The organism is Sphingopyxis sp. YR583 (assembly GCF_900108295.1).
Taxonomy (GTDB): Bacteria; Pseudomonadota; Alphaproteobacteria; order Sphingomonadales; family Sphingomonadaceae; genus Sphingopyxis.
This window is the reverse complement of sequence record NZ_FNWK01000001.1, coordinates 98,304-113,231: the sequence shown is the minus strand read 5'-3', so window position 1 is coordinate 113,231 and position 14,928 is coordinate 98,304. Positions and strand designations below refer to the sequence as shown.

At 63.6% G+C, this 14,928-nt stretch carries 14 protein-coding genes; 13 read left to right on the top strand and 1 reads right to left on the bottom strand.

The window, feature by feature from the left end:
- Nucleotides 1-87 precede the first annotated feature (87 nt).
- The 13 genes from dapA (at nucleotide 88) to BLW56_RS00500 (ending at nucleotide 14,498) form a co-directional block, all read left to right on the top strand.
- Entirely contained in the window at nucleotides 88-963 is an 876-nt protein-coding gene (gene dapA, locus BLW56_RS00560; protein WP_093508747.1) for a 4-hydroxy-tetrahydrodipicolinate synthase, read from the top strand.
- Nucleotides 964-971: 8 nt separating this feature from the next.
- Complete coding sequence (gene smpB / locus BLW56_RS00555; RefSeq protein WP_058536096.1) at nucleotides 972-1,457, top strand: SsrA-binding protein SmpB; 486 nt, start codon at nucleotides 972-974, stop codon at nucleotides 1,455-1,457.
- The gene (locus BLW56_RS00550) at nucleotides 1,454-2,077 is read left to right on the top strand and encodes a DUF2062 domain-containing protein (RefSeq protein ID WP_093508746.1); all 624 of its coding nucleotides are present in this window, start codon (nucleotides 1,454-1,456) and stop codon (nucleotides 2,075-2,077) included. The genes smpB and BLW56_RS00550 overlap by 4 nt, the downstream gene beginning before the upstream one ends.
- A 96-nt stretch (nucleotides 2,078-2,173) precedes the next feature.
- Nucleotides 2,174-4,228: a M13 family metallopeptidase gene (locus BLW56_RS00545; RefSeq protein WP_093508745.1), complete on the top strand. Its 2,055-nt coding sequence runs from the start codon at nucleotides 2,174-2,176 to the stop codon at nucleotides 4,226-4,228.
- An 89-nt stretch (nucleotides 4,229-4,317) separates the two neighbouring features.
- Complete coding sequence (locus BLW56_RS00540) at nucleotides 4,318-6,702, top strand: hybrid sensor histidine kinase/response regulator (protein ID WP_256203239.1); 2,385 nt, start codon at nucleotides 4,318-4,320, stop codon at nucleotides 6,700-6,702.
- Nucleotides 6,692-7,045, top strand: a complete 354-nt coding sequence (locus BLW56_RS00535) for a response regulator (RefSeq protein WP_093508744.1) — start codon at nucleotides 6,692-6,694, stop codon at nucleotides 7,043-7,045. Before BLW56_RS00540 ends, BLW56_RS00535 begins: the two co-directional genes overlap by 11 nt.
- A gap of 121 nt (nucleotides 7,046-7,166) precedes the next feature.
- The gene (recA, locus tag BLW56_RS00530; RefSeq protein WP_093508743.1) at nucleotides 7,167-8,246 is read left to right on the top strand and encodes a recombinase RecA; all 1,080 of its coding nucleotides are present in this window, start codon (nucleotides 7,167-7,169) and stop codon (nucleotides 8,244-8,246) included.
- A 162-nt stretch (nucleotides 8,247-8,408) separates the two neighbouring features.
- Nucleotides 8,409-9,224 (top strand): agmatinase, encoded by an 816-nt coding sequence (speB, locus tag BLW56_RS00525; RefSeq protein WP_093508742.1) that lies wholly within the window; start codon nucleotides 8,409-8,411, stop codon nucleotides 9,222-9,224.
- A gap of 20 nt (nucleotides 9,225-9,244) precedes the next feature.
- Nucleotides 9,245-9,871: a glutathione S-transferase family protein gene (locus tag BLW56_RS00520; protein ID WP_093508741.1), complete on the top strand. Its 627-nt coding sequence runs from the start codon at nucleotides 9,245-9,247 to the stop codon at nucleotides 9,869-9,871.
- 46 nt (nucleotides 9,872-9,917) lie between these two features.
- Entirely contained in the window at nucleotides 9,918-10,454 is a 537-nt protein-coding gene (locus BLW56_RS00515; RefSeq protein ID WP_256203238.1) for a hypothetical protein, read from the top strand.
- 124 nt (nucleotides 10,455-10,578) lie between these two features.
- Nucleotides 10,579-11,319 (top strand): hypothetical protein, encoded by a 741-nt coding sequence (locus BLW56_RS00510; protein ID WP_093508739.1) that lies wholly within the window; start codon nucleotides 10,579-10,581, stop codon nucleotides 11,317-11,319.
- A 60-nt stretch (nucleotides 11,320-11,379) separates the two neighbouring features.
- A complete protein-coding gene (alaS, locus tag BLW56_RS00505) occupies nucleotides 11,380-14,025 on the top strand; it encodes an alanine--tRNA ligase (RefSeq protein WP_093508738.1) in 2,646 nt (881 codons plus the stop codon).
- Nucleotides 14,022-14,498 carry an SRPBCC family protein gene (locus BLW56_RS00500; RefSeq protein WP_093508737.1) on the top strand — a complete coding sequence of 159 codons (477 nt, stop codon included), beginning with the start codon at nucleotides 14,022-14,024 and terminating at the stop codon, nucleotides 14,496-14,498. The genes alaS and BLW56_RS00500 overlap by 4 nt, the downstream gene beginning before the upstream one ends.
- Here BLW56_RS00500 and BLW56_RS00495 read toward each other — a convergent pair.
- Nucleotides 14,495-14,908, bottom strand: a complete 414-nt coding sequence (locus BLW56_RS00495; RefSeq protein ID WP_093508736.1) for a holin family protein — start codon at nucleotides 14,906-14,908, stop codon at nucleotides 14,495-14,497. The genes BLW56_RS00500 and BLW56_RS00495 overlap by 4 nt on opposite strands.
- Between the last annotated feature and the right edge of the window lie 20 nt (nucleotides 14,909-14,928).

Sequence of the window (14,928 nt, the reverse complement as noted above, 5' to 3'; positions counted from 1 at the left end):
TCCTTGCGGGGCGCTGAATAGACGTCCAATAGCGGCGCGCTGGCCGGATTCTATCGGTCAGAGCGGGGTATTGTAAAGGAGCGGAGCATGTTTTCGGGTTCGATTCCCGCTTTGGTGACGCCATTTCGCGATGGGGCGTTCGACGCGCCGACCTTCGCGCGTCTTGTCGATTGGCAGATCAAAGAAGGCACCAGTGCGCTGGTCCCGTGCGGAACGACCGGCGAAAGCCCGACGCTCGGCTTCGACGAACATTATCAGGTGATCGATACCTGCCTTGAGGCAGCGGCCGGGCGCGTGCCGGTGATTGCGGGTTGCGGGTCGAACGACACCGCGACAGCGATCCGCCACATGCGTCATGCACAGGCGTCGGGCGCGGCCGCGGCGCTGATCGTCGCGCCCTATTACAACCGCCCGAGCCAGGACGGGATGATCGCGCATTTCAAGGCACTCGCCGACGCCAGCGACCTGCCGATCGTCGTCTATAACGTCCCCGGCCGCACCGTCGCCGACATCAGCGCCGAGACGCTTTGCAAGCTCGCCGAAATCCCGAGTATCGTCGCGATCAAGGATGCGAGCGGCGACCTTGCGCGGGTGACTGCGCACCGCGCCGGTGCTGGCGCCGACTTTTGCCAGCTTTCGGGTAACGACGACCTCTGGCTGGCGCATGCCGTCATGGGCGGTGCCGGTTGCATCTCGGTCACCGCCAATGTCGCGCCGCGGCTCTGCGCCGATTTCGCCGCCGCCTGCGCCGCGAACGAGTGGACACGTGCGCGGACGTTGCACGAGCGTTTGTTCGATCTGCACAATGCGATGTTCTCCGACACCTCGCCAGGACCTGTAAAATATGCGCTGTCGCGCGTGCATGACTGGTTTTCGCCCGAAGTGCGCTTACCTATCATTGAGGCGAACGACGCGTCGCGCGCCGCCGTCGATGCCGCGCTGTCCGCGGCTGGAGTAATCTAGGTTTCGTAATGGCCCGTCCGCAGTCCGCCGCCGAATTCGACAAGAAGAAAGTCGTCGCCGAAAACCGGCGCGCGCGGTTCGACTTTGCCATCGATGAGGTGTTCGAGGCGGGGATTGCGTTGCAGGGGACCGAGGTCAAGTCGCTGCGCTTTGGCGAAGGCACGATTGCGGAGAGTTATGCCGAGGTAAAGGGGCACGAGGTGTGGCTGGTGAACAGCAATATCCCCGAATTCAGCCACGGCAACCGGCACAATCATGAACCCAAGCGCCCGCGCAAGCTGCTGCTCAGTGGCCGCGAGATCAACAAGATGCACGCCGCGGTCGCGCGGCAGGGAATGACGCTTGTCCCGCTCTCCATCTATTTCAACAGCCGCGGCCGCGCCAAGGTCGAACTCGCGATCGCCAAGGGCAAGAAGGCGCACGACAAGCGGGAGTCGATCAAGGAACGCGACTGGAAACGTGACAAGCAGCGGTTGATGAAGGACCGCGGATGAGCAGGGGCAAGCCGAAGGACAAGGCGGCGGTGATGAACTGGATCCGCCGCAACTCCCCGAGCCGCGAGGAACTTCTCGAAAGCCGCTTCATCAGGCCGTTCGCCCATAGGGTCGCGCACAGCCATTTGTGGCGCTTCACGCGCACGTCGGTGCGGCGCGGCACCGCGCTCGGGCTGTTCGTCGGCATTTTCTTCCTGATTCCGGGGGTGCAGATATTGGGCGTCGCGCTGCTCGCGCTGCCGTTCCGCGCCAACATCCCGATCGGCGCGGCGATGACCTTCCTGTCCAATCCGGTGACGACCCCGTTGATCCTTGCCGCGTCAGTGTGGCTGGGCAGTGCGCTGTTCGGCATGCACACCAACGTGTCGAACCTCTATATCCTCTATGACGAAGGCGCCTCGCTGGTCGAATGGTGGCATTGGTTCACCGCCAATGCGGGCACCGCGCTGCTGGGCGGACTGGCCGGCCTGTTCGTGATCTCCGTCGCGTCGGCGGTGGTCGGCTATATCCTCGCGTCGGTCATCTGGGACAATTGGATTCGCCTCCGCTGGCGCCGCAAGATTCGCCGCGCGCGCGACCAACGACATGAGTCATCGACCAGCGACACAGCCGCCGGTTGAACGCTCAAGCCGCAAGCGTATAGCTGTCCCATCGCTAATCTGCGCCGCATCTGCGCGGTGCGGATTTCCGCTTCATATTGAATACTGGGGAATATCATGACTCTGCATATTTCTTCGCGCCTGATGGCGACCGCCGCGCTTGGCGCGCTGATGCTCGCCGCCGTTCCAGCCGTCGCACAGGAAAAGTCGGTGCCCGCTACCGCTACCGCCGCCGCCAAACCCGAAATCGGCGATTTCGGTTTCGACCTGACGGGCATGGACAAGAGCGTCCAGCCGGGCGACGATTTCTACACCTATGCCAACGGCGCCTGGGCGAAGAACACGAAGATTCCGGACGACAAGTCGAACTATGGCATGTTCACCGCGCTGGGCGACCTGTCGCAGACGCGCACGCGTGAGATCCTCGATGTCGCGAAGGGTGACCCGAACAGCATGATCGGCCGCGCCTATGCCTCCTATCTCGATTCGGCGACGGTCGAGGCCAAGGGGCTCGCGCCAATCCAGCCGTGGCTGAACAAGATCCGCGCCGTCGAAAAGTCGGGCCTCGCGGCGCTGCTCGCCGAAGCCGATCGCAGCGGCGTCCAGCATTTCTTCGGCGGCTATGTCGGGCAGGACGACAAGAATCCCGACGTCTATACCTATATCATCTTCCAGGGCGGCATCGGCATGCCCGACCGCGATTTCTACCTGAAGGAAAATGAGCGCAACACGTCGCTGCAGGCGGCCTATCTCAAGCATCTCGAAAATGTCCTGACGCTGGCGGGCGAAGCCAATGCCCCGGCGCGCGCCAAGGCGATCTATGATTTCGAAAAGCAGGTCGCGACCGTCCACTGGGACAAGAACGACAGCAGCGACGCGGTCAAAGCCTATAACAAGATGACGGTCGCGGAGCTTGCCAAGGCCGCGCCGGGCTTCGACTGGTCGACCTTCATCCGCGGCATCGGGGTCAAGGAAGACACGCTGATCGTATCGCAGCCGAGCGCCTTCACGGGCGAAGCGAAGCTGCTTGCCGACGCGCCGATCGCGGTGATCCGCGACATGCTGATCGTGCGCAGCCTCGACAGCTTCTCGGGCGTTCTGCCCGATGCGGTCGCAAAGGAAGCCTTCTCTTTCTACAGCACCGCCCTGTCGGGTACCCCGCAGATGGAAGAGCGGTGGAAACGCGGCGTGGACTTCACCACGGGCAATCTCGGCGACGCGGTCGGCAAGGATTATGTCGCGAAATATTTCCCGCCCGAAACCAAGGCGGCGATGGACGAACTGGTCAAGAACGTCCTCGGCGCGATGGGCCGCCGTATCGACGGCCTGACATGGATGCAGCCGGCGACGAAGGTCAAGGCACGGAAGAAACTCGCCAATTTCACCACGAAGATCGGCTATCCCGATCAGTGGAAGGATTATGGCACGCTGGAAATCCGCGCCGACGACCTGTTCGGCAATGCGCTTCGTTCGAACCAGTTCGCACATGACGACAATATCGGTCATCTCGGCGGCCCGATCCGTCGCTGGGAATGGTTCATGACCCCGATGACGATCAACGCCTATGCCAATTTCGGCATGAACGAGATCGTCTTCCCCGCCGCGATCCTCCAGCCGCCCTTCTTCGATCCGCATGCCGACGCCGCGGTCAACTATGGCGGCATCGGCGCGGTGATCGGGCATGAGGTCAGCCACCATTTCGACGACCAGGGCGCGAAATATGACGAGACCGGAAAGCTTGCCGACTGGTGGACGCCGGAGGATGTGAAGGCGTTCGAGGCGGCGGGCCAGGCTTTGATCGCGCAATATAACGCCTATGAAATCCTGCCCGGCGAGCATCTCGACGGCAAGTTTACGCTGGGCGAGAATATCGGCGACCTTGCCGGCCTGACGATCGCCTATGACGCGTACAAGGCGTCGCTCGGCGGCAAGGAAGCGCCGGTGATCGATGGCCTGACCGGCGACCAGCGCTTCTTCCTCGGCTGGGCGCAGGTGTGGCGGCGCAACTACCGCGAGCAGAATCTGTCGCAGCGTATCACGACCGATCCGCATTCGCCGTCGATCCAGCGGACTTGGGTCTCGCGCAATCTTGACCCTTGGTATAAAGCCTATCAGATCAAGCAGGGTCAGAAGCTCTATCTGGCACCGAAGGACCGCGTCCGCATCTGGTGATGCACAATCAGGAAAGATAGCCGTTGACCGTGCAAAGCCTGCCCTCCGCTGATGGTGATGTCATCAGGGGGGCGGGTTCCGCCGGACCCTTGGCGGCGCCGGCGGGCCTGTCGCAGGTCGACAAGGCGGCACTCGGCGGGCTCGCCTTGCTGTCCGCCGCGTTGCTGTTCTGGGCGACGGGCAATATGATCCTGGCGGCGGGCTTCCTGGCGGGGCTCGCTGTATCGGCGGGCGGGGTGCTGCTCGCGCGCCGGTTGTTTCCGGCGGCGGTGACCGGCGAAGCGGTCGCACCCGACTGGACGATGCTGCGGCAGGCGGTGAATCACGACGATGTCGCGATCGCGGTCACCGATCGCGGCGGGCGGATGGTCTGCGCCAACGATCTTTTCGGAACATGGTTCAATGGCTTCGTGACGCCGCCCGGCCTGCCGCTGGAAGGACGCGGGGCCGAAACGCTCAAGAATGCCGGTCGTATCGCGTGGCGCGATGGCGAGGGTTATGCCGACGACCTCGCCGTGGGGCCGCTGCAATTGCGTGCGCAGGTGACGCGGGCGGGGCAGTCGGACGATTATCTGGTCTGGCGCTTTTCGGCGCTCGAACGGCTCGACCTCGTTGCCGAAATCATCCGTCATCTCGACGGTCCCGCCGGCCGCACGCTCGGTCATGCAGGGGTAATGGCCGCGCTCGTCAGCGCCGAGGGACGCTTGCGCGTCGCCAATCAGGCCTTCCTGCTTCGCGCGCTGGGCGAGGATGATGCGCGCCACTATGCTGGCCGCGACGTCGCGCCGATGATCCGGCTCGACGATGCCGGGGCGCTATATTTTGCGCGCGAAGGTGATCGCGCGACCCCCGTGCGATTGATCCAGATCCCGCTCGCGTCCGCCGACAGCAACACGCCGATGCTGCTCGCGATGCTCGACGAGGAAATGGGGCCGACCGATCGCGGCACCGCGCAAACCTACGTCGAAACTTTGCTCTCGCTGCTGCCTTTCGGGCTCGCCATGGTCGATCGCGACGGGCGCTTTCTCTATATGAACCGCGCCTTTGTCCGCGCTGCGAGCCTGCCCGAGGGCAAGATGCCGCGCTACCCCGGCGACATCGTCGTCGGAGAGGACAAGGGCGCGCTGTCCGACATGATCCGCCGCCACAGCAGCGGACAACAGGTCGGGGGCGATCTTTCGATCCGCCTCGCGGGGCAGAGCGGCGAGCCGGTGTCGATGCGCGTCGTCGGTGTGCGCGGACTCGGCGAGGCGGCGGTGCTGCTCAGCCTCAAGGATTCGAGCGAGGAGTCGCGGCTCAAACGCCAGGTCGCGCAGGCCTCGAAAATGCAGGCGGTCGGTCAGCTCGCGGGCGGCGTCGCGCACGACTTCAACAATATCCTGACCGCCGTTCTCGGCGCGTGCGACCTGATGCTGATGCGCCATACGCCGGGCGACAGCGACTATGACGATATCCAGCAGATTCGTAGCAACGCCAACCGTGCCGCCAGCCTGACGCGGCAATTGCTTGCCTTTTCGCGGCAACAGACGCTGCGCCCGCAGATCCTCCAGCTGCCCGACGTGATTTCGGAGGTGTCGCACCTCCTGAAGCGGCTGATCGGCGAAACGGTGCAATTGTCGGTGCATCATGGCCGCGGTTTGGGCGCGGTGCGCGCCGACCCCGGCCAGCTCGAGCAGGTGATCATCAATCTCGCGGTAAACGCGCGCGATGCGATGCCCGGCGGCGGGACGCTGACCATGGAAACCTTCCCCGTGTCCGCCGCCGACGTGCGGCAAATGGGCAATGAATTCATGCCGCCGGCCGATTATTGCGCGCTCAAGGTCAGCGATACCGGAACCGGTATTCCGCCCGATGTGCTGCCCAAGATTTTCGAACCCTTCTTCACGACGAAGGATGTCGGCAAGGGTACCGGGCTCGGGCTGTCGACGGTTTACGGGATCATCAAGCAGTCGGCGGGGTTCATCTTTGCCGACAGCAAGCTGGGGGAGGGGACGAGCTTTTCGATCTATCTGCCCGTCCATCGCGCCGAAGGCGAGGCGCCCGTCGTCGTGCCGCCGCCGGTCAAGCCCAAGAAGAGCCAATGGGGCACCGGAACGATCCTGCTCGTCGAGGATGAGGATATGGTGCGCGCGGTTGCGGAACGCGCGCTGACCCGTGCGGGTTATAACGTCGTCACCGCCGCGCAGGGTGAAGAAGGGCTCGAACGTTTCGCGCAAATGGAGAAGATCGATTTGATCATCAGCGATGTTGTCATGCCGACGATGGACGGTCCGGCGATGGTGCGCGCCATGCGCGCCAAGCGACCCGGTCTGCCCGTCCTGTTCATGTCGGGCTATGCCGAGGAGCAGCTGCGCCAGTCGATCGACATCGACAATGTCGCTTTCCTGCCAAAGCCCTTCTCTGTCGCGCAGCTCGCCGAGGCGACTTCGGCCGCGCTCGACGATGCCGCGCATCGGGTGTCCAATGGCGAGTGATCAACGCATCCTGCTCGTCGAGGATGATGTGCTGATCGGCATGATGCTCGCCGATATGTTCGACGCGCTCGACCTGCCCGAACCCGCGCAGGCGACCACGAACGAGGAAGCGCTCGCCTTCATTTCCGGCGAACCTCTCGGCGGCGCGCTGGTCGATATCAACCTTGGGGACGAAAAGGGCTGGCCGGTCGCCGACGCGCTTGCCGAACGCGGCATTCCCTTCGCTTTCACCTCGGGCGGAGGCGACGTCATTCCGCCCGCGCATGCGCATCGCAAGCTGATCACCAAGCCGTTCCGGATCAGTGACATCGAAGCGGCGCTGAAGGATTTTTCGGCGGAATAGGGGCATTTTCTTCCCGTTCCATTTAATTTTGTTCCCCGCTTGTTCACTGAGAACAAATGTGGTACATAGTTCCGGCGTTGCGATGCTTCTGCTGTCGCTCTAGAGCTGGAAAGGGACGGTCATGGCCGGACAATTGTCACTCGTCGAATCGGGGAAATCAGTGAACAACACGGACAGGCAGAAGGCGCTCGACGCCGCGCTCGCGCAGATCGATCGCGCGTTCGGCAAGGGCTCGGTAATGAAATTGGGCTCGAAGGAAGCCATGCAGGTCGAGGCGATCTCGACCGGCTCGCTCGGCCTCGACATCGCGCTCGGCGTCGGCGGTTTGCCGCGCGGCCGCGTCATCGAAATCTATGGTCCCGAAAGCTCGGGCAAGACGACGCTCGCGCTGCACACGCTCGCCGAAGCGCAGAAAACGGGCGGCACCGTCGCCTTCGTCGACGCCGAACATGCGCTCGACCCCGTCTATGCCCGCAAGCTCGGCGTCAACATCGACGAACTCATCGTGTCGCAGCCCGACACGGGCGAGCAGGCGCTCGAAATCGTCGATACCCTTGTACGATCGAACGCGATCGACGTGCTCGTCGTCGACTCGGTCGCCGCGCTCGTTCCGCGCGCCGAAATCGAGGGCGAGATGGGCGACAGCCACGTCGGCCTGCAGGCGCGTCTGATGTCGCAGTCGCTGCGCAAGCTCACCGGTTCGATCAGCCGTTCGCGCTGCATGGTGATCTTCATCAACCAGCTTCGCATGAAAATCGGCGTGATGTACGGCAACCCTGAAACCACGACCGGCGGTAACGCACTCAAATTCTACGCTTCGGTCCGCCTCGACATCCGCCGCACCGGCCAGATCAAGAATGGCGACGAGATCGTCGGCAACACCACGCGCGTCAAAGTCGTCAAGAACAAGGTCGCGCCGCCGTTCAAACAGGTCGAATTCGACATCATGTACGGGCAGGGCATTTCCAAGATCGGCGAAATCCTCGATATCGGCGTCAAGGCCGGGCTCGTCGAAAAATCGGGCGCCTGGTTCAGCTATGACTCGATCCGTATCGGTCAGGGCCGCGAAAATGCGAAGAATTTCCTGACCGAAAATCCCGAACTGCGCGAACGGCTCGAAGCCGCGATTCGCAGCCGCACCGACGCGGTGGCCGAGGAAATGATGGCCGGCCCCGACGACGAGGGCGACGACGACAATTGATAGTCCTCCGGCCGGTTCGCTTCGGCGGACCGGCCGGCTAACGGCGGCGGGCCTCCAGCCCCCTCCTTGCCCCATTGGGGTGCCTGCATTCCCTCTCCCCTGCAGGTCGGCCCGCCCGCCGTTGATCCTTGCGCCGCCCTTGCCAGCGGCTACAAGCGGCGCATGCCCGCGATCCGCCTCTTCGGCTTGCCCACCGACATCAACAGCAGCTTCGAACGCGGCGCCGCCGCCGGCCCCGCCGCGATCCGCGCGGCGCTGTGGAGCGACCGCGGCAATATGGCGAGCGAACTCGGTCCCGAGATCGGCACCGACATCGCGCTCACCGACGACGGCGACCTGTCGCTGACCGAAGACACCGCGCAGGACGACGCCGCGATCCGGCGCCACATCGCCTATGTGCGCGAAGATGGTGAAGTTCCGCTCGCCCTCGGCGGCGACCATGCCGTGACCTTTCCGCTCGTCGAGGCCGCGGCGGCTTGCCATGGGCCGGTGACGATCCTCCATTTCGACGCGCACCCCGATCTCTACGATGATTTCGCCGGAAATCCACGCAGCCACGCATCGCCTTTCGCCCGCATTTGCGAGGCGGGATATGTCAAAAGGCTGGTGCAGGTCGGTATCCGTACGCTCAACGCCCATTGCCGCGAGCAGGCGGCGCGCTTTGGCGTCGAGATCATCCCGATGGCGGGTTTTACCCCGGATATGGTGCCGGTCCTCGAAGGGCCGCTCTATATTTCGATCGATCTCGACGGTCTTGACCCGTCGGTGGCGCCGGGCGTCGCGCACCCGGAACCTGGCGGGCTCACGGTGCGCGAGGTACTGGCCGTGCTGCACAAACAAACCTCGCCTATCGTCGGCGCCGATATCGTCGAACTTCACCCCGGCCGCGATATCGGCGATGTCACCGCAATTTTGGGTGCCAAGCTGGTGCGCGAACTTGCGGCACTGATCGACCGCAACGGGCCGTACCGTACCTGAATGTCCAGAGGAGCATGTCCATGAGCCTGATCGTCCACCATCTGAACAACAGTCGCTCGCAGCGCATCCTGTGGCTGCTCGAGGAAATCAGCGCGCCCTATGAGGTCAAATATTATGATCGCGACCCGGTGACCAACCTTGCGCCGCCTGAATTGCTCGCAGTTCATCCGCTCGGCAAGTCGCCGGTGATCGAGGATGACGGCCGCGTCGTGACCGAATCGGGCGCGATTACCGAATATCTGTGCGAGCGGCATGGTGGCGGACATCTGGTTCCCGAACGTGGGACCGACGATCATATCAGTCACCTTGAGTGGCTGCATTTCGCCGAGGGGTCGGCGATGACGCCGATCCTGTTGCGCATCTATACCGCACGCCTTGGCGAAGCCGCTGCGCCGATCGAGCCGCGGATTTCGCAGCAACTCGATTCGCACTTCGCCTATATGGAAAGCCGTGTCGGCGAGAGCGGCCATTTCGTCGGCGACAGCCTTTCCGCCGCCGACATCATGCTGAGCTTCCCCGCGGAAATCGCTATCATGCAGGGGATGGCGCCGCGCTACCCCAAGCTCGCGGCCTTTGTGAACGCCTGCCACGATCGTCCGGCATGGCGCCGCGCACGCGAAAAGGGTGGCGCCTATTATGGCTATTGATTTTCGAGGCCGTGCTTTTCTTTTTGGCGCGGCACTGATCGCCGTTATGCCTGCCGCAATCGCGGCGCCGCCGACGCTCGCGCCGGAGTTCGAACGCGAGATCGTCGCGCCCGAAGACCGCGCGTTCAAGCCGTCGCCGTCCGACGAAGAAGGGGCGATCGACCGGTTCGCCGAATATACGCTCGCGCTGGAGAAACGCGATTTTGCCGCCGCTTATGCGATGCTGCGGCTATCGTTCCAGGCGTCGAACCCGCGGCTCGAATGGGAAATGAATCTGCGCAAGCGGGCGACGCTGTGGGCCGACGGACAGATACGGCCGCTGCGCCTGAGCTGGTATCTTGATCCCGCGGGACAGCCCGCCGGGCTCTATGCGGCGTTCGATTTTCGCGGCGATCGCAAGGACGGAACAATGGATTGCGGCTATGTCGTCGTCCATCGCGCCACGCCGGTGGACGGCTGGACGGTTGTGCGCACCGACACGTCCGAAGTCCCGGCCGACCTGATCGAAGACGGCGTGCCCAAGGCCGATGTGCTGCGGCAACTGCCCTGTTACCTGGGCAAGGGGATCGCGACAAACTTCTGAGACTGCGAAGAATTAAGCTTGCATCGGTGCGCTCTCCCCAACAGGATGGCCACGTGTCGCGAAGGGAATCTTCGACCTTTGCGGCATAGGGTCGCGGTTCGAAGGAATCGTTGGGGGTTTTTACATGACGGCCATTATTCTCGCGGCGCTTATGGCGTCCGCGCAACCCTTGCCTGCAATCAAGGTCGATGCGGTGCCCGGAAAGGGGTATGCAGCGACCGTGGCGAAGATCGATGCAGACCAATATGATCCGGTCGTCGACCGCATCAAGGTGCTTGCCGGGCAACGCTGCGGAGCCAAGAAGGTCCGCTTTGGCCGCTATTTTTTCGACAACCGGATCGACGTCGAGCGCGGCGTCACGGTCATCACGGACTTCCGGCAGGCCTTCACCTGTTACGATCCGGCGACCGATCCGTACAAGCCCGTTCCGGCTGATTGGAAAGCGAGCGCCGCTGACACAACCTCGGCGACGCGTTTCGCGCAGCGCTTCGTCGACAATCTCGACGCGGGCAATAGCGCATTGCTGGCGAAGTTGATGGATCCGCAGCTTGAGGCGACCGCAGCCGAGATGAAGCGGTTCAGCGACGAGGCAAAGATGCACCAAACGGGGACCGGCGAATTTTCGGTGCGGCTCGACGGCTGGTTGAACAATCCGCCCGACGCCGCCTATCCGGGCGCCTATGCCTATTTCGCGGTGTTGAGCTCGCATCCCGGGATCGCTGGAACCTGCGGCGGTATCTTGCTTTATCGCGTGCGCGAGGGCGAATATCAGATCTCGCAATATGATGTGCGTTACATCTCGCAATCGCTGATCGACGACGCTGGCTATAGCGACGAAGAACTCAACCGACTCTGTCAGCGCTAGGCGAAGGGCGCGGCGCGTATCTTGCTTGAGAAACGCGCCGCGCCGCACTAGATCGCGGGCATGACATCGACCAACGACATTCGCCGCTCTTTCCTCGACTATTTCGGGGAGGCACAGCATCATATCGAGCCGTCGGCGCCGCTGGTGCCGTATAATGACCCGACGCTGATGTTCGTCAACGCGGGCATGGTTCCATTCAAGAATATCTTCACCGGGCTGGAGAAGCGTCCTTATAGCCGCGCGGCCTCGTCGCAAAAGTGCGTCCGCGCAGGCGGCAAGCATAACGACCTCGACAATGTCGGCTATACCGCACGGCATCATACCTTCTTTGAAATGCTGGGGAATTTTTCCTTCGGCGACTATTTCAAGGAACAGGCGATCGAGCATGCCTGGACGCTGATCACCAAGACTTGGGGCCTTAAGCCCGAGAAGCTGACCGCGACCGTCTATCATACCGACGACGAAGCGTTCGACCTGTGGAAGAAGATCGCGGGCCTGCCCGAAGAGCGCATCATCCGCATTCCGACGAGCGACAATTTCTGGTCGATGGGCGACACGGGGCCGTGCGGGCCGTGCAGCGAAATCTTTTATGACCATGGCGATCATATCTGGGGCGGTCCGCCGGGCTCTCCGCAAGAGGATGGCGACCGGTTCGTCGAGATCTGGAATCTGGTGTTCATGCAATATGAGCAGATGCCGGGCGGCGAGCGCGTCGACCTGCCGCGCCCGAGTATCGACACCGGCATGGGGCTGGAGCGCGTCGCGGCGGTGTTGCAGGGTGTCCACGACAATTATGATACCGACACGTTCAAGGCGTTGATCGCGGCGTCGGTGGACCTGACGGGCGTGCCCGCAGAGGGGGCAACGCAGGCGAGCCACCGCGTTATCGCCGATCACCTTCGTGCATCGAGCTTTCTTGTCGCCGATGGCGTGCTGCCGTCGAACGAAGGGCGCGGCTATGTGCTGCGCCGGATCATGCGCCGCGCCATGCGCCATGCGCACCTGCTCGGCGCCAAGGATCCTTTGATGCACCGGCTGCTGCCGTCGCTGACCGCCGAAATGGGGGCCGCCTATCCCGAACTTATCCGTGCGCAGCCGCTGATCGCAGAGACGCTGGAGCGTGAGGAAACCAAGTTCCGCCAGACGTTGCAGAATGGCCTGCGTTTGCTCGACGAAGCGACCGTCGGCATGGGCAAGGGCGATACGCTGCCGGGCGAGGTCGCGTTCAAACTCTATGACACATACGGCTTCCCCTATGACCTGACCGAAGACGCCCTGCGCGCCGCGGATATTGCGGTCGATCGTGCGGGTTTCGATGGGGCGATGGCGCAGCAAAAGGCGGCGGCACGCGCGGCGTGGAAGGGCAGCGGCGAAAAGGCGTCGGACGAAATCTGGTTCGACCTGGCCGAAACCAACGGCAGCACCGAATTCACCGGCTATACTTCGACGGCTGGCGAGGCGACCATCATTGGCCTCGTCAAGGACGGCAAGCCGGTCGACGAAGCCAGGGCGGGCGACGAAGTCACCGTGCTCACCAACCAGACGCCCTTTTATGGCGAGAGCGGCGGCCAGATGGGCGACGCCGGCACGATCGCGACGCTGGAGGGCGCCAAGGCGTCGGTCAGTGACACGGGCAAGCCGCTCGGCCGCCTGCATACGCATCAGGCAAAGCTCGAGGCGGGGACGCTGAAGGTTGGCGACACGGTGCAACTCACCGTCGATGCCGCGCGGCGGGACCGGATCCGCGCAAATCACAGCGCGACGCACCTGCTGCACGCGGCGCTGCGCAATCGTCTGGGCGGACATGTGACGCAGAAGGGGAGCCTTGTTGCCGAGGATCGCTTCCGCTTCGACTTCTCGCACCCCAAGGCGCTGAGCGCCGATGAGATCGCGCAGATCGAGGCTGATGTGAACGCACAGATTCGCGGCAACGATGCGGTATCGACGCGGCTGATGACGCCCGACGATGCCGTCGCGGCGGGCGCGCTCGCGCTGTTCGGCGAGAAATACGGCGACGAAGTGCGCGTGCTCTCGATGGGGGCGGCCGACGATCATCATTATTCGGTCGAGCTTTGCGGCGGGACGCATGTTCGCGCGCTGGGTGACATCGCCCTATTCAAGATCGTTAGCGAAAGTGCCGTTTCCTCCGGCGTCCGACGCATCGAGGCGCTGACCGGCGAGGCGGCGCGCATCTGGCTCAATGGTCGCGACGAAGCGTTGAAAGCCGCCGCCGCCGCGCTCAAGACCGCGCCCGACGACGTGCCGGCGCGCGTTGCAGCGCTTGCCGAGCAACTCAAGAAGGCCGAGCGCGAGCTGGCCGACGCGAAGAAGGCACTGGCGATGGGCGGTGGCGGCGGCGCTGCTGCGGGGCCCGCAATCGAGCAGATCGGCGATGTGGCCTTCATAGCGCAGGTCGTCGACGGGCTCGATCCCAAGGAATTGCGCGGTACGGTCGATGGCCTCAAGAAACAGGTCGGCAGCGGCGTCGCCATGCTGGTCGCGGTCAATGACGGACGCGCCTCGGTCGCGGTCGGCGTAACCGACGACAAGACTGGTAGCGTCAGCGCGGTCGACCTGGTCAAGGCTGCGGTCGCGGCGCTCGGCGGGCAGGGCGGCGGCGGGCGGCCCGACATGGCGCAAGGCGGCGGCCCTGACGGCGGCGCGGCGAACGATGCCGTGGCGGCCGTCAAAGCGGCGCTCGCTTGAAACCGACAAAGAAGACGCGGCGCACCGATCATGCCGAAAGGCTGATCGCGGCGCCGTTGGTCGATGTCTTCGCGGCGTTCACGAGCGCAGCGAAGCTTGCGCGATGGTTGCCGCCCGAAGGGGCGACGGGGACGTTCGAGCATGTCGACCTGCGCGCCGGCGGCGGCTTTTTGATGCGGCTTACCTTCGACGACGCCGATGTCGAGACCAAGAGCGACGACGACAGCGATGTCGTGGAAGTCTATATCCCGATACTCGACGACGGGCGGCTGGTGGTATGGCAGGTCGAATTCGAGTCCGACGACCCGCGTTTTTCGGGGACGATGGAAATGCACTGGTATCTGTCGCGGCAGAGCGGCGGCACGCTGGTCACGATCGACGCGCATCACGTGCCGCCGGGTATCTCGGCGAAGGATCATGTCGAGGGGTTGAATAGCTCGCTCGCCAATCTGGCGGGGGTGGTCGAGGCTTAGCCTTCGACTCCCTTCGCTTTGCCCCACGCACGCGCCGCCGTGTACCCCAGATACCCCGTCCCGAAGAGCGCGTAGAGCGACTCCGGAATGCCCGCGAGATAGGCGTTCATGCCGTCGGCGATACCCTTCGCCATTTCGGGCCGTGCCGCGGCGATCAGGCCCATCGGGATCGCCCAGAGCAACAGGGCATACATGACATAGAGGAAGCTGGGCCGTGCACGGCTGGTCCAGGGGTCGGTGCTGTTCGCCTCGGCGACGATCGCGGTCATCTGTGTGCGTATCGCTTCCATTTCCTGACTGCCCTCCATTTTCAGGAGTTCGAGCTTGGCGCGGTCGCGCGCCTCGGGGTCGGGGATGATCTTGTCGATCAGCTTGGCGATAGGGCCGATCAGGCCTTCGATAATGCTCATGTCGCTTCTCCTTTTTGCTT